Source organism: Yersinia sp. LJYL362 (genome assembly GCF_048323875.1).
On record NZ_JBLWEX010000215.1, the window covers coordinates 1 to 16773 of the forward strand.

Consider the following 16773-nt stretch of genomic DNA (forward strand, 5'->3'; position numbering starts at 1 on the left):
ACGGTTATGCCGATCAAATCACCAGCGTACTGAAATCTCACGGTATCGAAACTGAAGTCTTCTTCGAAGTAGAAGCAGACCCTACCCTGAGCATCGTACGTAAAGGTGCAGAGCAGATGAACTCCTTTAAACCAGACGTGATCATCGCGCTGGGTGGTGGTTCACCGATGGATGCTGCCAAAATCATGTGGGTGATGTACGAACATCCTGAAACTCACTTCGAAGAACTGGCATTGCGCTTTATGGATATCCGTAAACGTATTTACAAGTTCCCGAAAATGGGCGTGAAAGCGAAAATGATCGCCGTCACTACCACATCAGGTACTGGTTCAGAAGTCACACCATTCGCCGTAGTGACCGACGATGCGACAGGCCAGAAATATCCATTGGCTGACTATGCATTGACACCAGATATGGCAATCGTTGATGCCAACCTGGTTATGAATATGCCTAAGTCTCTGTGTGCCTTCGGTGGTCTGGACGCAGTAACGCATGCTCTGGAAGCGTATGTTTCTGTATTGGCTAACGAATATTCTGACGGTCAGGCTCTGCAAGCGCTGAAACTGCTGAAAGAATTCCTGCCAGCCAGTTATCACGAAGGGGCAAAAAATCCGGTTGCACGTGAACGCGTTCACAACGCCGCGACCATTGCCGGTATCGCTTTTGCTAACGCCTTCTTGGGTGTCTGTCACTCAATGGCCCATAAACTGGGTTCTGAGTTCCATATCCCACACGGTCTGGCAAACGCCATGTTGATTTCTAACGTTATCCGCTATAACGCGAATGACAACCCAACCAAACAGACTGCTTTCAGCCAGTATGACCGCCCACAAGCGCGTCGTCGCTATGCTGAAATTGCAGACCATTTGGGTCTGAGTGCTCCGGGCGACCGTACCGCACAGAAAATCCAGAAATTGCTGGCTTGGTTAGATGAAATCAAAGCTGATTTGGGCATCCCAGCGTCAATTCGTGAAGCTGGCGTTCAAGAAGCAGACTTCCTGGCTAAAGTAGACAAATTGTCTGAAGATGCATTCGATGACCAGTGTACAGGTGCTAACCCACGCTACCCACTGATCTCCGAGCTGAAACAGATCCTGATGGATACTTACTACGGCCGTGAATTTAGCGAAGAGCTTGACCGTGAAGAAGTTGCAGTAGCAGCTCCGGCACCAAAAGCTGAGAAAAAAGCTAAAAAGTAATCACTATCTTGATGAGTAACCTTATCTGCGGATGAGGTTATTAACAAAAGATATAACCCCCGACAATCGTTGGGGGTTTCTTTTTATGGCTATCACTCAAATAAATGTCCCCTTCTCGACTCACCTTTATGCATGGCCTCTCAATGTGCCATAGCTGCGATTTATCTCTACCCTTACCCAATCCATACCTCTCATGAGATAAATTCGCTTTGCCCCGCCAATGGCGATTTAAATTGGGATATAACGGGCTAATAAGGAATGAGTACAATCTCATCTGCACAAGGGCGGTGAACAACGCGCCGCAGCGGGCACCTAACTTAAGTGTTCAGTCAAAAAATACAACGTTTGGAGATCTCTGCAACATAGATAAGCGCTACGAATGGGGCTGTATGGTTCTATTTGGCATTAATATCGCAAAAGACAAAACTACCCCACAGTATGAATAAAACAGCCAGTGAGGTGTTTTGCCGCTAATTAGGGGGTATTTAAGGATATTGCTGGAGACAAGCCTCTTTAATAGCTTCTTTATAATGGCGGCGACAAACCGAAACGTAGCTTTCATTCCCACCAATGACGACTTGTTCACCATCGTGCACTGCTCGCCCCTGTGCATCCAAACGTAACACCATGTTTGCTTTGCGCCCACAATGACAAATCGTCTTTAATTCGACTAATTTGTCGGCCCATGACAACAAGTATTTACTCCCAGGGAATAACTCACCGAGGAAATCAGTGCGCAGGCCGTAACACAACACAGGGATATGCAATTCATCTACTACCTGGCACAATTCCTGAACCTGATCTTTGGTCAGAAACTGACACTCATCAAGTAAAATACAATGAACTGGTTTCTCCTGATGCTCTGTGGTGATAATAGATAATAATGATGTGCCGCTATTGTAAAGCAGTGCTTGTGAAGACAGGCCAATACGCGAACTGACCGTTCCGACCCCAAAGCGATTATCAATCTCCGCGGTAAAAACCAGCGTGCGCATGCCACGCTCTTGGTAGTTATAAGAAGACTGCAATAGTGCGGTGGATTTGCCTGCATTCATTGCTGAATAATAAAAATAAAGTTGAGCCATGGGCCCGTAACTCCAATAGTCTAATAAATGGTCACATTGACAATGTGAGCGCAGTTTATCACAAATTCACGGTTTTCGCGGGGGAGACCACTTCTCGTATATTACTGTTTTCTATATTAAGTCATGATATCGCTAATGATACTGATAGAATGTTCATGTTAAATGCTTCTCTATTATTAGGCACATTACATGACTCATTTCACAATATTGATACACTAAAAAGATTACTGCTTGAACATTAACCAGGTTAGAGCGATATGAAAGCAATAGTGTTTGATATGTAGGCCGCACGATTGGTTCATTAATGATATGTGTAATGTGCTTTCACCATTAATTCGTAAAATAGTGATAACAAATATTGCCCAATCTGACAAAGCCTGGAAAGCCTCTTTTTTTTACGCAATATGTCATTGCTGCTATATCAATATCGCGATGCGCTTGTATGATCAGTTATTGCGCATCCCAACATGAGAAGTAACGTATTTTTGCTTTATTGATATAAAGCAAACTTATAACTTAGTGAGAGAATCATGTTCACGAGTAGGCTCATTAGCGAGTAAAACGAAGATTGATGTTAAAAACAGCTCAGATAATAACAAGAGGCGTGCGTTTATTAGTAGGAAGCAGCAACTTTTCGCTAATAAAATACGTAAATTCGAGTATGCTAATCAAATTGGCTATTGCAGAAATTAAAATAGCACTCTATTATTATCCAGACGCCCCCCCACCAATTATAATTTGAGACCAGGACAATGAGCGAAGCGTTAAAGATTCTTAACAACATCCGTACTCTGCGTGCACAAGCGCGTGAATGCACTCTTGAAACATTAGAAGAAATGCTCGAGAAACTTGAAGTGGTCGTTAACGAACGCCGCGAAGAAGATTCCCAGGCACAAGCAGAAATTGAAGAACGCACACGTAAATTACAGCAATACCGTGAAATGCTGATTGCAGATGGTATTGATCCAAATGAACTGTTGAATGCTATGGCAGTTACTAAAGCCGCTGCTACTAAATCAAAACGTGCTGCACGCCCTGCTAAATATAAGTACATTGATGAAAATGGCGAAACTAAAACCTGGACCGGCCAAGGCCGTACTCCAGCAGTGATCAAGAAAGCCATTGAAGAGCAAGGTAAATCACTGGATGATTTCCTGCTGTAATCGTGATAGTTAATTAGCTATTGTGATAAAAATACCCTCCTATTATATGGGGGGTATTTTTTTGCTCTCTTCCTAAGAGTTAAATTTCGACGCATCCCAATGAATTACCCTCCCCCTCCCAATTGATAAGCAACAGTCAATCTGAACATATGATTTCCAATAAATAACGCACTGTTACCACTATCACAAAGTGTCGATAAGAATGCTCTGCTAATTTATAACAATACAATAATCGATATAACAACCAAATCGACACCATCGTTTTGCGATATAAGAGAAACTCAGTGGTAAACCACGGTGCCTGAATCCTATGGGGATTAGGTTGGCTACAAAACAAAAACTAATTTAATTTTGTACCCAACACATAAAACCATCTTTATCACTTAATGCGCACGTTTAATCGAAGCACCACGACCAATCCCGTAATAAGTAAAACCTCGACTATTTAAGCGTTCGGGATCGTACAAATTACGCCCATCAAAAATAACCGGCTGCTTGAGGCGAGCCTTGATCATATCAAAATCAGGTGCTCTAAAATTCTGCCATTCAGTACAAATAATTAAAGCATCAGCACCTTGTAATGCTGACTCCTTTGTACCCATTAATCTTAAATCATCCCTGGCACCATAAATTCGCTGTGCTTCATCCATCGCCTCTGGATCATAAGCTTGAATAGTTACCCCTGCCTTCCACAACGCCTCCATTAAAATACGGCTTGGTGCCTCTCGCATATCATCCGTGTTGGGTTTAAATGCTAATCCCCAAAGAGCCAATGTTTTCCCAGCCAGTTGTGAGTCAAAATGCTGCTGAATAAATTCGACCAACTTAAACTTCTGCTGATGATTGATTTGCTCAACAGCCTGCAACAGTTGAGGCTGATAGCCACAACCTTCAGCTGTACGAATTAACGCCTGAATATCTTTGGGGAAACAAGAACCGCCATAACCACAACCGGAATAAATAAAATGGTAGCCAATGCGCGAATCAGAACCAATGCCTTGCCGCACTTTTTCGATATCCGCACCAACGCCTTCAGCGATATTAGCAATCTCATTCATAAAACTGATTTTAGTTGCCAACATGCCATTTGCTGCATATTTAGTCAGCTCAGCACTACGAATATCCATAATTAACAACCGGTCATGATTTCGATTAAATGGCTCGTATAGCTCACTAATTAAATCGATAACGCTGTTATCATTAGTATCAATACCAATAACAATACGTTCAGGCCGTTTACAGTCCGCGACAGCAGCGCCCTCTTTTAAAAACTCTGGGTTTGAAACTACATTGAAGGTTATTTGCTTCCCACGTTGCTGTAGAAGAGCTTGTACCCTTTGTTGCACTTTTTCCGCAGTCCCTACAGGCACGGTTGATTTATCGATAATGACTTTCGGGGTATCCATATATTTAGCAATGGTACTGGCAACCTCAAGAACATATTGCAAATCTGCGGCACCGTCCTCATCGGGCGGAGTGCCAACGGCAATAAATTGAATAGTAGCATGTGCCACGCCTGCTGCCGCATCTGTAGAAAATCGAAGTCTACCCTCATCATAATTTTCTTTTACCAACGGAGCTAATCCAGGTTCGAAAATAGCGATACGGCCGTTCTGTAGGTCAGCAACTTTGTTCTCATCAATATCTATGCACAGGACATCATGGCCAACTTCAGCCAATACCGCGGCCTGAACTAACCCTACATAACCAATGCCAAAAACCGTAACTTTCATTCGATCTGTCCTCGAGTTTATATTCAATAAGGAGCGCACAACTGACCATTATCAGGAACTAACCTTAATTTAGCCTGAGGCGACACACCTTATTGCCTGCGAACAATAAAGCAGGTTGAAAAATTTCAAAAAAAAGTAAGGAAGAAAGTATATCAACCGATAATTCGGACATCTCGGCTGCACACATCGATTGAAACAAATTAGGCTTATTTCACAGATTCGTTATAGAACCATTTATATTAGGATGGATATTTCAGATAACAAATGCGGCAATAGATTAGTTAAGCAAATACTTATTCTGCCATCAACTCACAGTAAGGCCTATTCATCAGTTGAAAGCATCAAACGTAAACGACTACCGCCCCCCCAAACCTGGCACTGCCATGCATCACAACGCTGACTAATTTGGTTTAGATGAGTTGTTTTTAAAGTACCTAAAGGTACACCATTACTGAGTTGAATTTGATTTTTGCCCGCATTGACATTGGCATGCAAACCAGCAGAAACTAGTATCAGATTCTGATATTCCACATGGTAATAACCCACCAACAAAGGAAACTGTCCATCCAAATGGGTACGTCTTAAGAGTTGGTTCAACTGTTCGAGCAAAGATGACATCTGTGGCAAACGATGTTGTTGATGCGCCAAATGCTCCTGAAGAATCCCGTTGAATAGCACTCTTAACAGCAAGGCCGCCAATATACCGTTATCTCCCGCCCGCGTGACATCCAGACAATAAAAAGCTAAATCCTTATCTGACAGTGCGGCAATATCCAATACCAGCCCTGGTTTCTCAACCATAGTTAATTGACGATAATTTATGCGGCAGCGCGCAAGAGTCTGCTGAGCGGGTGGTTGTAGCTGTTTCAATAACTGAGCGGCATCATAGGGGTTCTTACGCAGCGCCTCCCAATCTTGAATAAGTTCACTTTCTTCAATGGCATGTGAGGTGAACAATGCAGGGTAAAGACAAGCAAGCACTGCTTCACGTAAGCGATTTAAATCCACAATCGGCTTCAGCAAAACATCTTTTACCCCCAAGCGTAAGACTTGAGCAATATCCGTCATTTTATCGGTGGCAGATATGACTAAAATAGGAACCTTCATCCCTTGAATCAGTAAGCGCTCGACAAACTCAATCCCCCCCATCACCGGCATTGCCAGATCGCAAAGTATTAAGTCAGGAACCTGAATTTTTAGCTGTTCCAGGGCCTCCAGTCCATTTTCCGCTTGGTGAATTGTCGCGCCGAGTGAGCTTAAGAATCCCGCAATAACTGAGCGAAACACGGTTTCATCCTCAACGACTAAAATATTTTTACCTGCTAATGGTTTTTCCATGCACTGCTTCTCTTACTAACCTTAATGGTAATAGTGGCTCAAAATGATTGTTTGTGCTTGTCAGAAATTGTTATGTGCAGTGTTACAAACATCAACTTGTGCTATCTATGCCTTATCAGGTGATATAATTGTTCCTCGCACTTCTCCACGGCTAACTGCCCCGCAGCAATGGCTTCATCCGCGCGGTGAAAATCCAGCATTGATATTTGTGGGCAATAAGGTTGAATGAGAACATCAGGAGGATCGCCAGCCATGCGATTACGTTTCAATCGGTTTTCTAATACTTGAATCGATGTCGACATTATTTCCATGGCACTGGGCGCATTCTTCGTCGAGTTAGAGGATAAGTTCGTTATTCGTGCCCGTAAACGCCCGCGCCAACTATCCGATATATCGGCAGACTTGTCCTCAAGAGGCACTTGAGCGGAAAGGATCTCTTGCTGAATGAGATGTGCATCATGTTGCAAATCAACCGCAATAACCCTATCTGCTCCCATGGCTCTGGCCAAAGAGATTGGAACCGGATTAACTACTGCACCATCAACCAGCCAATACCCCCCGAACCATACCGGAGAGAATAAACCCGGCATACTGCACGATGCCCTGATCGCTTGCTTGATATCGCCCTCAGTAAGCCATAACTCCCGCCCGGTAGTTAAATTTGTTACCACAGACCCGAAAGGTAATACACAATCGGCAATGTCTTGTACTTCGATTATTTCATTTACAGCATTAAAAACTCGTTCTCCACGTAATAACCCACTGCGCCGCCACGAGAAATCCATCAAACGGATAACATCCCAGTATTTAAATGAGCGTACCCAGCGCTCCATTGCATCCAGATGATCGCTCGCGTAGGCGGCACCGACCAATGAGCCGACTGAACATCCGGCGACAACATCAATCTTGATACCCATTTTTTTCAGCGCATTAATGACACCAATGTGAGCCCATCCTTTTGCAGCGCCTGCTCCTAGTGCCAGTCCAATTTTACTTTGTCTCATTGTATTTCATCCCTATCTAACCGGTTTGGCACTGTTTCCCATCTGCACAAATCAAATAAACCTAACGTCACATGCTGATAGTTAATACAGCTCACATCAATCTGGCTGTGACTGAGAAATAAAGCATCTGTTGTTCTTTTACTTTGCAGCCTTACAGATGAAACTATAGTGAATATTTGTCCTTCTGGTATTTTGATACAAATACTTTACATTTCCTGACTAAGATATAGCCTTCGGCCCAAATGGGGTACTATGAATATTGAAATATGCCAAGCCGACCTATTTATTCCTGGACTTCTTACATTAATGAATCAATTAGATGCGTACCAATCTGCATTATACCCCTACGAAAACAATCACGCGGAATCTCTCGATAGTTTGGCTCAGATAGAAACATTCGTTTATGTTGTTAAATATGAAGAAGGTATAGTTGGATGCGCTATTCTGGCACGGCCCAAGACACCGTACTCTGAAATTAAGCGTGTTTTTGTCAGCCCAGATTATCGAGGCCAGGGAGTTGCTCAACGGTTAATAACCGCGTTGTTCCATCAAGCTAATGCGTTAATTTCAAAGAAAATTCATCTTGAAACGGGAGTTTATCAACCTGAAGCGATAAAATTATATCAACGATTAGGTTTTGAATTAACATCTCAATTTGGCCGCTATGAATATGACCCATTAAGTGTGTATATGATGCAATCGCTAGCTTCTGGCCGCAGAGCAAACCATGAGTAACATGCATAATATACATGCGTCTAATTCATGAAATATTTCATTTGAGTTTCACTATTTTTAAAATAGATGAAATGCAAAATAGCCGCCCTAATGGCAGCTATTTAGAATAAATATCCGAGATTACACAAATCAAAATACGAGATATTGTCTAATAATAGCAAAAGTCGGAAACAGATAATTACATATTATGCTGTTATTTTACATTCTGCTTTTGATGAATTTAGAACCATCATCCGCAAACAGAATTCTATCCAGAATATTGTGAAGACTTACGGATTAATTATGAAATAATTAACCGTTAAAAGTACCAAATGAGACGCTCATTTTTTCGAACATTGCGATAATTTTGTTAATCAGTTTCATGGTTGCTCCTGTAAATATCTTTATTTTTATGTGATACACATCACAGTTACAAAGTTAATCCAAAATGAAACGCCGGTCAAGTATTTTTGTGACACTCATCACAATTCTTTTTAACTACCGCGCTTCTCTTCTGAGACTATCCGCTTTGAACCTCAACACATGATTAGGTAAGATAGCCCTCATATTCACAACAGTTCGATTTTCCCGACTCTGATTTACTGCTTACGGGCAACGAATGGCTATCACGGCATATTGATTATTTGGAGAAATTTTGTCAGAACAGTGTCCTTGCGGCAGTACACTTGAATATCAAAGGTGTTGTGAACCTTATATTCTGGGTACCGAAGTTGCGGCTAAACCGTCTATATTGATGCGTTCCCGTTATAGTGCCTACGTGAAAAAGAATGTGGATTATCTCATTGCAACCTGGCATCCCGACTGCAATGCCGAACAATGGCGCGATGGAATCATTCAAAGTTTCAGCAATACCACATGGCAGGGGTTAGCCGTTATTGCTGAAATGGCTGGGGATCAAGATAATGAGGCTTTTGTTGAATTCATTGCCCGTTTTAAAGATGCCAATAGTACTCAGGTTAGTGCGATGCATGAACGTTCCCGCTTTCTTCGCATAAAAGAACACTGGTACTATATTGACGGAATCCGACCATCTGTGGGTAGAAATGATACCTGCCCATGTGGTTCTGGAAAAAAATATAAGAAATGCTGCGGGCGCTAACAGTAAAATCGTTCTTTTACTGGCCGTACCATCGAACATTTACATAACATCAAGTCATGCTAAGACAGGATTTACCACCTTATGCCACACCAGAATATACAAAAAAAAGTGCTCCGCACTATTTGCCCTGACGCCAAAGGCTTAATCGCAAAAATTACCAATATCTGCTACAAGCACCAACTGAATATCGTGCAAAATAATGAATTCGTCGATCATCTGACCGGCCGTTTCTTCATGCGCACAGAGCTTGAGGGTATTTTTAACGATACCACGCTATTGGCTGATCTGGATGATGCATTGCCTGAAGGGACCAACCGCGAATTGCATACTGCCGGGCGTCGTCGCATTGTTATTATGGTAACGAAAGAAGCGCATTGCCTTGGCGACTTATTGATGAAAAGCGCCTACGGCGGTCTGGATGTAGAAATCGCAGCCGTCATCGGCAACCACAATGAACTACAAAATTTAGTCGAGCGCTTTGATATACCGTTCCATCTTATTAGTCATGAAGGTTTGACCCGTGACCAACATGATCAGCGCCTGATTGAACAAATTGAACAATACCAACCAGACTATGTTGTGTTGGCAAAATATATGCGCGTATTGACGCCAGCCTTTGTGCAACGCTTCCCATACCAGATTATTAATATCCACCACTCATTCTTACCGGCATTTATCGGCGCGCGTCCATATCACCAAGCTTATGAGCGTGGGGTGAAAATCATTGGCGCTACTGCGCATTATGTCAATGACAGCCTGGATGAAGGCCCAATCATCATGCAGGATGTCATTCATGTTGATCATTCATATACCGCCGAAGATATGATGCGTGCCGGGCGAGACGTAGAAAAAAATGTACTGAGCCGTGCGCTGTATCGAGTATTAGCACAGCGCGTTTTTGTTTACGGTAACCGTACTGTTATTCTGTAAGCACGCAATAAATCGATATTTTTTGCCGATATAACCATCGCCACGGACAAAAAATCACCGAACGAATTATTTTTTTCATTTCAAGTCTTTACAGGGGCGCTTCATTTGATATGATGCGCCCCGCTTACCAAGACTGTGTTGTAGAGCAATGTTGTTAAGTCATGTTGTAGAATAAATAGGCCAGTGGTGGGGTTCCCGAGCGGCCAAAGGGAGCAGACTGTAAATCTGCCGTCATCGACTTCGAAGGTTCGAATCCTTCCCCCACCACCATCTATTAATTATTCACCATCTCCTCAGTAAATAACTCAATCAAAAAATAGCACCCATCGGGGGAAGGTAAGAACCTTCGACCAAGGTTCGCGCCGAGCGTAGCGGCGGCCCGAAGGGTGAGGAACGAAGTGACGAGTAATCCTTCCCCCACCACCATCTATTAATTATTCACCATCTCCTCAGTAAATAACTCAATCAAAAAATAGCACCCATCAGGGGAAGGTAAGAACCTTCGACCAAGGTTCGCGCTGAGCATAGCGAGATAACGACGCGCGGCGGCGGCCCGAGGGTGAGGAACAACGTGACAAGCAATCCTTCCCCCACCACCTTCTGTGCAGAGTACATCCTCCATCATATATTCATATGTAAATATAAAATCCCAGAAAATATTTAAATAAAATCACTACAAATCAATAGATAACAATCAACTCGGTTGATAATAGATTAACGATGTGACATTTTCACACCAGAGTATGTATATAATCAATTAACCTATTAAGTACACTTGAATGTGATCTTGATTTGTAGAAATACAATTTATTTTCTTCTTGAAAGTTTGTTAAATCTATAAAATCCAATTTTGAATCGCCATTAAAATCATCCATAATAGAATCTGTAATACAGATATATCGCCCGGAGTAGATGAAATTCAAGCAACAAGCCAGGTTGTCTACCTGCCTCACATTCACTTTACTATATTGTTTTTTAACGCATTCCTCCAGATATTTGACAAACTTACTTCTATATAACATCGGATTACACAGCCAAATATTATTATGAAGAATACTTATAATGTCAGAGCTCTCATTAAGTATGTCTTTTCTACCATAAATACCAAATCCACTATCCGGAACTTCATTCAGTAGCATAAATCTGTCACTGCTGACTTTTTCAGATGAAAGGATAAGTGAATTCCCATCATAGTCTCCAATCTCATCAATATTTTCATATTGAAACTTTATTATATTAGCCTGTATATTGTTTTTTTCTGCCACTCTATATAATTTCGTCAATTTTTCACTTTTTCCCCAGTCGTAATAAATGTTGATGATATTGGAAACGTGACCTGTGAGATGTTTTTTAGTGATTTCTTTTTCTTGTTGATATAAATCTTTTAGATCATTATATAAAACCTCTCCATCTCGCGTTAAACTCATGCCAAATTTTTCTCGTTTGAATAACTTTTTCCCTATTATGCTCTCGAAGTCTTTTATCGACTTCGCAACAGGCGGTGTAGTCCTGTTCATTACTCTTGCCGCCTTACTCAGCGAGCCATTTTCTACTACGGCCATAAAGGCCTCCAACTTACGAGATAGAAACATAATTCACCAATCCTTTGCTTTGCGTCAAAAATTATCAGAAAAAAAAGACAAGCATGCCTACGTATATAATGCCAACTGTAGATATTGTTTATATATATAATAAAAAAAACACCAGTGGGTTTGGAATAATTTATAAATATATTATAATAAGCTATTACTGCGTAGACACTAACGACGTAAAGTTGCATGTTTTGCAATCAAAGTTTTGGCGATTTAGTGTATTACCGCCTTAACATTGCAAATATTTTTAACAGAGTTTTAAATGTAGATCTATGATATCAAATAACTATTTTTTATTCTTCTCGTGACAAAATCAGTTAACGCTTTATCAAAGAAAAAATAGAAATGCCTATAGCATTTACCGCCAAAAAAAAATTAAGTGGGATGGGTTGCTAGCAAGGAAATGCTTTAAATCATTTACACCAATAGAGTGATTAAGTTAAATCGATAGATATTTATAATGTTTCAACCATAAAAGAATATAACTTATTTTTTTGTCAGAAAAAACATGGCCGCCTGGCAAGATAAAATTAATTTTATCTGAAATTAGGGTATGAATAATACATGTAGCACGCCGTTTAATTAATAATCCGAGATACTGCGATAAACTCATGTGAAATATAAAAATATTTATAGGGTTATTTTGACTTTTGTCGGTAAAAGTATTTTATTATCTATTCTCTGCATCACCTATTACTTATTCTTTTGTTGTGCATTACATTTTTATTCGGCATCTGCTAATATTCGACATCATTTCTAGCGAATATACGGTGCTGACCATGAAGTTTGTCTCTTTTAATATCAATGGCCTACGTGCTCGACCTCATCAACTGGCTGCAATAATCGAACAACATCAACCTGATGTTATCGGGCTTCAAGAAACGAAAGTCCACGATGATATGTTCCCGCTTGAAGAGGTCAGCCAACATGGTTATCACGTCTTTTATCATGGGCAAAAAGGGCATTATGGCGTCGCACTATTAACCAGGAATGAACCTTTAGCGGTTCGTCGGGGCTTCCCTACAGATGAAGAAGATGCACAGCGCCGTATTATCATGGCCGATATTGCAACGCCACAAGGTCCCTTAACCGTGATTAATGGTTATTTTCCTCAAGGAGAAAGCCGTGACCACCCCATTAAGTTTCCTGCCAAAGAACGTTTTTATGCCGACTTACAACAGTATTTGGAGCAGCAACTTTCGGCTGATGCCCAGGTGCTGATTATGGGTGATTTAAATATCAGCCCAACCGATCTCGACATTGGCATTGGTGAAGATAGCCGCAAGCGTTGGCTACGTACCGGTAAATGCTCATTCTTGCCTGAAGAACGCGCATGGTTAGAGCGCCTGCAAAATTGGGGGTTAGTGGATACATTCCGTGCAGCAAACCCGGATTGTAATGACCAATTCTCATGGTTTGACTACCGTTCGCGTGGTTTTGACGAAAATAGAGGCTTGCGCATAGATTTATTACTGGCAAGCCGATCTCTGGCCGCCCGCTGTATTGCCACTGGCATCGATTACGATATTAGAAGTATGGAGAAACCCTCAGATCACGCCCCTGTGTGGTCTGAATTCGCGCTCTAATCACGCTTTACATTGAGGTAGCCCCTATTTATAGGGTTGCCTCTTGGCGTGACACATAAACCAATGTAATCGGGCAAATAGAAAATGATTGATGTCGTTGCGGCAATTATAGAACGAAACGGTAAGGTTTTATTGGCACAACGGGATTCACATCGCGATCAGGCAGGTTTGTGGGAATTCCCTGGGGGCAAAGTCGAAGCTGGAGAGAGTCAACCGCAAGCATTGATGCGTGAACTTGGCGAAGAATTAAATATTGATGCAATAATAGGCCAATATATTGCTACCAATCAATGGAACTCACAGCAACGCATCATCCGGTTACACGCCTGGCATATTGAAAACTTCAGTGGTGAGCCGGTGTTGCATTGTCACTCGGCTCTGGCGTGGCTAACACCAGAGGATGCTTATCGCTACCCTCTGGCCCCCGCTGACATCCCGTTATTAGATGCTTTTATCGAACAAAAACGGTAGTCCGTTATCTGGTTAATCTTTTCCAGATAAGTGGATTAGTCCCAACCACGTTGGGATCACGCACACATTGCAAAACTTCACCTTCAACCCGCAACACTGCACCTTCCGAGTAATTTTGATTTTGGTAAATGCAGCAGCGTGTGCAAGGATTATTGTTGGTATTACGATTTGATGAGTTATTCCAGACCTCTGGAGGCAAAGGAACAACGACATCAACATTATTCCTGTTTGCCAAAACCTGACCGGAAATAAGTGTGGCAAAACCAATACATCCCAGCATTACCCATGTTCTCATGACTTATTCTCCTTGGTTTTGGATGGCGTTTTCTTACGTTTTTTTATCGCCCCGGATGGGGCTGCTGGCAACCCACGAAAGACCTGAGGTGACCGATTTTGTTTTGCCTGACTGATTAAATCCTGCAATGTGGCCACCAGCGGTTGCATAAAATCCTGATAGCGACAGTTTTTCTCACTGATTTGTGTCAGCGTAGACTCCCAGTGCGCCGTCATATCCGGCCGTGCGGCAATATCAGGCAATGCATGAATCAATGCTCTTCCTGCTGGGCTGGCATGAATGTATCGGCCTTTTTTAAACAAAAAAGTCCGTTTAAACAATAGCTCAATAATTCCGGCTCGTGTTGCTTCAGTCCCCAAACCATCAGTTGCACGTAACACTTTCTTCAGTTCTTTATCTTGCACAAAACGGGCTATACCCGTCATGGCTGATAATAAACTCGCATCAGTAAATGGCCGGGGCGGCTGAGTTTGACGCTCCACAACTTCACCGCGCTCACACAACAACTCGGCCCCCTTCTCAACCACTGGCAGTGGCGCGCCTTCATTCTCTTCATCTCGCTCTTTACTTCCAAGCAAGGTACGCCAACCCGCTTCGGCCAGAAAACGGGCTTTAGCAATAAACTTACCACCGGCAATATCCAGCTCAATAACGCATTTACGGAACTGTGCGTCAGGACAAAATTGCATCAGATATTGCTGCGCGACTAATCGATAAACCTTGCTCTCATCGGTGGTTAAATTCACTTTACTGGCCCGCGCCGTCGGGATAATCGCGTGGTGGGCATCGACTTTTTTATCATCCCAACAGCGGTTGCGCCTATCACTGTCCATTACATCCAGCGGTAAAAGATCAGCCTGATGGAGACTAATGGCATTGAGTACCGAATGACGCCCTGCGAAATGCTCTTCTGGTAGATATCGGCAATCCGAACGCGGATACGTAATCAATTTGTGCGTTTCATATAATCGCTGGCAAATATCCAGCACTTGCTGCGCACTTAGCCCGAATCGTTTGGCGGCTTCAATCTGCAAGGTAGATAGCGAGAATGGCAACGGGGCTGTTTCTGATTCCCGTTTATCATTATAGGAGGTAACAAGTGCAGGCTGACCCGCAATACGATTAACAACGTGTTCTGCTAATGGCCGGTGTAACAAGCGCCCTTCTTCATCCTGATAGGACTCACAAGAATCACTCGGCTGCCATAGTGCAATAAAGCGCTCATCAGCAGGCGTGACGATATGGGCTTTAACTTCAAAAAAATCTTTGGCAACAAAATCTTCTATTTCTTCATCGCGGCGCACCACCAGCCCTAACACCGGCGTTTGCACCCGACCGACCGACAACACGCCATCATAGCCCGCATTACGCCCAAGAATGGTATAGGCTCGAGTCATATTGATACCATACAACCAGTCAGCTCTGGCTCGCGCTAATGCTGAGACACATAGCGGGATAAACTCACGGTTATAGCGCAGGCGCTCCACGGCACGCTCAACCGCTTGCGGGTTTAAGTCATTAATCAAACAACGCCGGACGTTTTGCCGTTTCTCTGCCGCCAAATCGAGATAATCCAATACCTCATCAACCAAAAGTTGCCCTTCACGGTCAGGGTCTCCCGCATGAATGACTTCATCAGCTTGTTGTAACAACTGTTTGATAACATTCAATTGTTTGCTCACTGAAGGGCGTGGCTGTAATCGCCATTTTTCAGGAATTATCGGTAAATCTGCCAGTGACCAACGCGCATAACGGCTATCGTAAGCATCAGGTTGAGCTTGTTCCAACAAGTGGCCCACACACCAGGTCACCATGTTGTCACTACCACAAGCAATGAATCCATCACCCCGTCGATGCGGCTTTGGCAAGATATCGGCTATCGCCCGTGCCAGACTCGGTTTTTCGGCAATAAAAAGTCGCATCATTCACCGCACTGATACATCAAATAAAAAGACAGCAAATAAAAGGTCATTCTGTAATCTCAATCAGTGCCCGGTCATTATCCACTACATTTAGTTCGCCAATAGCACTGAGCGTCATACCATGTTGAGCGGCTATTTCCTGCACTTGCGCCTCAGCATCAGGTAACACAGCTAACAGCAAGCCACCTGATGTCTGTGGGTCGCAGAGTAAACTCTTCTGCAAATCGGACATTTTGCCAATCAGATGACCATAGCTGTCAAAGTTGCGCCCCGTTCCCCCCGGAACACAACCTGCGGCAATATACTCTTCTACTGCGGGTAAACGCGGGATAGACGAAAAATGTAATGTTGCCTGCACACCCGACCCCTGACAAATCTCACTGAGATGCCCTAACAGACCAAACCCGGTCACATCTGTCATAGCAGTGACCCCCAGTATATGGGCAAAGTCAGCGCCAGACTTATTCAGTTGACACATAGTTTCCGTAGCAACACCTTGGTGCTCTGGCCGTAATTGACTCTTCTTCTCAGCGGTAGTGAGGATACCAATTCCCAGCGGCTTGGTGAGAAACAGTTTGCAGCCCGCTTTAGCTGCACTGTTTTTCTTAACCTGCTCAGTGC

General features: G+C 42.9%; 15 protein-coding genes, 1 tRNA gene and 2 other RNA genes. 10 read left to right on the forward strand and 8 right to left on the reverse strand.

The window, feature by feature from the left end:
• Positions 1 to 1199: iron-containing alcohol dehydrogenase (locus ACNSO8_RS11500; protein ID WP_418394671.1), on the forward strand; the 1199-nt coding region annotated here is incomplete at its 5' end.
• A 485-nt stretch (positions 1200 to 1684) separates the two neighbouring features.
• On the opposite strand, the gene ACNSO8_RS11505 is transcribed toward ACNSO8_RS11500, so the two are convergent.
• On the reverse strand, positions 1685 to 2284 hold the full coding sequence (locus ACNSO8_RS11505) for a thymidine kinase (protein WP_019079518.1): 600 nt from the start codon (positions 2282 to 2284) through the stop codon (positions 1685 to 1687).
• 752 nt (positions 2285 to 3036) lie between these two features.
• On the opposite strand from ACNSO8_RS11505, the gene hns reads away from it, so the two are divergent.
• Positions 3037 to 3447, forward strand: a complete 411-nt coding sequence (hns, locus tag ACNSO8_RS11510) for a histone-like nucleoid-structuring protein H-NS (protein WP_005169306.1) — start codon at positions 3037 to 3039, stop codon at positions 3445 to 3447.
• Between the two features lie 383 nt (positions 3448 to 3830).
• On the opposite strand, the gene ACNSO8_RS11515 is transcribed toward hns, so the two are convergent.
• The 3 genes from ACNSO8_RS11515 to rssA form a co-directional block, all read right to left on the reverse strand.
• Positions 3831 to 5180, reverse strand: coding sequence for a UDP-glucose dehydrogenase family protein (locus ACNSO8_RS11515; RefSeq protein ID WP_019079519.1), 1350 nt, complete (start codon positions 5178 to 5180; stop codon positions 3831 to 3833).
• Positions 5181 to 5501: 321 nt separating this feature from the next.
• Positions 5502 to 6518, reverse strand: coding sequence for a two-component system response regulator RssB (gene rssB, locus ACNSO8_RS11520; RefSeq protein WP_418394708.1), 1017 nt, complete (start codon positions 6516 to 6518; stop codon positions 5502 to 5504).
• A 101-nt stretch (positions 6519 to 6619) separates the two neighbouring features.
• On the reverse strand, positions 6620 to 7522 hold the full coding sequence (gene rssA / locus ACNSO8_RS11525; RefSeq protein WP_019083184.1) for a patatin-like phospholipase RssA: 903 nt from the start codon (positions 7520 to 7522) through the stop codon (positions 6620 to 6622).
• Positions 7523 to 7774: 252 nt separating this feature from the next.
• Between rssA and ACNSO8_RS11530 the strand changes: the two genes are divergently transcribed.
• The 6 genes from ACNSO8_RS11530 (at position 7775) to ACNSO8_RS11555 (ending at position 10885) form a co-directional block, all read left to right on the forward strand.
• The gene (locus ACNSO8_RS11530) at positions 7775 to 8257 is read left to right on the forward strand and encodes a GNAT family N-acetyltransferase (protein ID WP_418394709.1); all 483 of its coding nucleotides are present in this window, start codon (positions 7775 to 7777) and stop codon (positions 8255 to 8257) included.
• 634 nt (positions 8258 to 8891) lie between these two features.
• Complete coding sequence (locus ACNSO8_RS11535) at positions 8892 to 9356, forward strand: YchJ family protein (RefSeq protein ID WP_019079523.1); 465 nt, start codon at positions 8892 to 8894, stop codon at positions 9354 to 9356.
• An 81-nt stretch (positions 9357 to 9437) separates the two neighbouring features.
• Positions 9438 to 10286 carry a formyltetrahydrofolate deformylase gene (purU, locus tag ACNSO8_RS11540; RefSeq protein ID WP_005166151.1) on the forward strand — a complete coding sequence of 283 codons (849 nt, stop codon included), beginning with the start codon at positions 9438 to 9440 and terminating at the stop codon, positions 10284 to 10286.
• A 185-nt stretch (positions 10287 to 10471) separates the two neighbouring features.
• Positions 10472 to 10556: transfer RNA gene (locus tag ACNSO8_RS11545), tRNA-Tyr, on the forward strand.
• A 46-nt stretch (positions 10557 to 10602) separates the two neighbouring features.
• Positions 10603 to 10712, forward strand: a non-coding RNA gene (locus ACNSO8_RS11550) — RtT sRNA.
• Positions 10713 to 10758: 46 nt separating this feature from the next.
• A non-coding RNA gene (locus tag ACNSO8_RS11555) (RtT sRNA) lies at positions 10759 to 10885 on the forward strand.
• 132 nt (positions 10886 to 11017) lie between these two features.
• On the opposite strand, the gene ytxR is transcribed toward ACNSO8_RS11555, so the two are convergent.
• The gene (gene ytxR, locus ACNSO8_RS11560; RefSeq protein WP_418394710.1) at positions 11018 to 11878 is read right to left on the reverse strand and encodes a LysR family transcriptional regulator YtxR; all 861 of its coding nucleotides are present in this window, start codon (positions 11876 to 11878) and stop codon (positions 11018 to 11020) included.
• Positions 11879 to 12657: 779 nt separating this feature from the next.
• Here ytxR and xthA point away from each other — a divergent pair.
• Positions 12658 to 13464 (forward strand): exodeoxyribonuclease III, encoded by an 807-nt coding sequence (xthA, locus tag ACNSO8_RS11565; RefSeq protein WP_418394711.1) that lies wholly within the window; start codon positions 12658 to 12660, stop codon positions 13462 to 13464.
• 84 nt (positions 13465 to 13548) lie between these two features.
• Positions 13549 to 13935, forward strand: a complete 387-nt coding sequence (locus ACNSO8_RS11570) for a pyrimidine (deoxy)nucleoside triphosphate diphosphatase (protein WP_050160106.1) — start codon at positions 13549 to 13551, stop codon at positions 13933 to 13935.
• 4 nt (positions 13936 to 13939) lie between these two features.
• On the opposite strand, the gene ACNSO8_RS11575 is transcribed toward ACNSO8_RS11570, so the two are convergent.
• The 3 genes from ACNSO8_RS11575 to selD form a co-directional block, all read right to left on the reverse strand.
• Positions 13940 to 14230: a DUF1496 domain-containing protein gene (locus tag ACNSO8_RS11575; protein ID WP_011816424.1), complete on the reverse strand. Its 291-nt coding sequence runs from the start codon at positions 14228 to 14230 to the stop codon at positions 13940 to 13942.
• Positions 14227 to 16152 (reverse strand): DNA topoisomerase III, encoded by a 1926-nt coding sequence (locus tag ACNSO8_RS11580; RefSeq protein ID WP_019079527.1) that lies wholly within the window; start codon positions 16150 to 16152, stop codon positions 14227 to 14229. The genes ACNSO8_RS11575 and ACNSO8_RS11580 overlap by 4 nt, the downstream gene beginning before the upstream one ends.
• Positions 16153 to 16198: 46 nt before the next feature.
• Positions 16199 to 16773 (reverse strand): selenide, water dikinase SelD (gene selD, locus ACNSO8_RS11585; RefSeq protein WP_418394712.1); only part of this gene is annotated, 575 nt, incomplete at its 5' end.

Coding starts and splice junctions, on each gene's coding strand:
- ACNSO8_RS11505 (WP_019079518.1), bottom strand. CDS start 2,284: ATGGCTCAACTTTATTTTTATTATTCAGCAATGAATGCAGGCAAATCC.
- hns (WP_005169306.1), top strand. CDS start 3,037: ATGAGCGAAGCGTTAAAGATTCTTAACAACATCCGTACTCTGCGTGCA.
- ACNSO8_RS11515 (WP_019079519.1), bottom strand. CDS start 5,180: ATGAAAGTTACGGTTTTTGGCATTGGTTATGTAGGGTTAGTTCAGGCC.
- rssB (WP_418394708.1), bottom strand. CDS start 6,518: ATGGAAAAACCATTAGCAGGTAAAAATATTTTAGTCGTTGAGGATGAA.
- rssA (WP_019083184.1), bottom strand. CDS start 7,522: ATGAGACAAAGTAAAATTGGACTGGCACTAGGAGCAGGCGCTGCAAAA.
- ACNSO8_RS11530 (WP_418394709.1), top strand. CDS start 7,775: ATGAATATTGAAATATGCCAAGCCGACCTATTTATTCCTGGACTTCTT.
- purU (WP_005166151.1), top strand. CDS start 9,438: ATGCCACACCAGAATATACAAAAAAAAGTGCTCCGCACTATTTGCCCT.
- ytxR (WP_418394710.1), bottom strand. CDS start 11,878: ATGTTTCTATCTCGTAAGTTGGAGGCCTTTATGGCCGTAGTAGAAAAT.
- xthA (WP_418394711.1), top strand. CDS start 12,658: ATGAAGTTTGTCTCTTTTAATATCAATGGCCTACGTGCTCGACCTCAT.
- ACNSO8_RS11570 (WP_050160106.1), top strand. CDS start 13,549: ATGATTGATGTCGTTGCGGCAATTATAGAACGAAACGGTAAGGTTTTA.
- ACNSO8_RS11575 (WP_011816424.1), bottom strand. CDS start 14,230: ATGAGAACATGGGTAATGCTGGGATGTATTGGTTTTGCCACACTTATT.
- ACNSO8_RS11580 (WP_019079527.1), bottom strand. CDS start 16,152: ATGCGACTTTTTATTGCCGAAAAACCGAGTCTGGCACGGGCGATAGCC.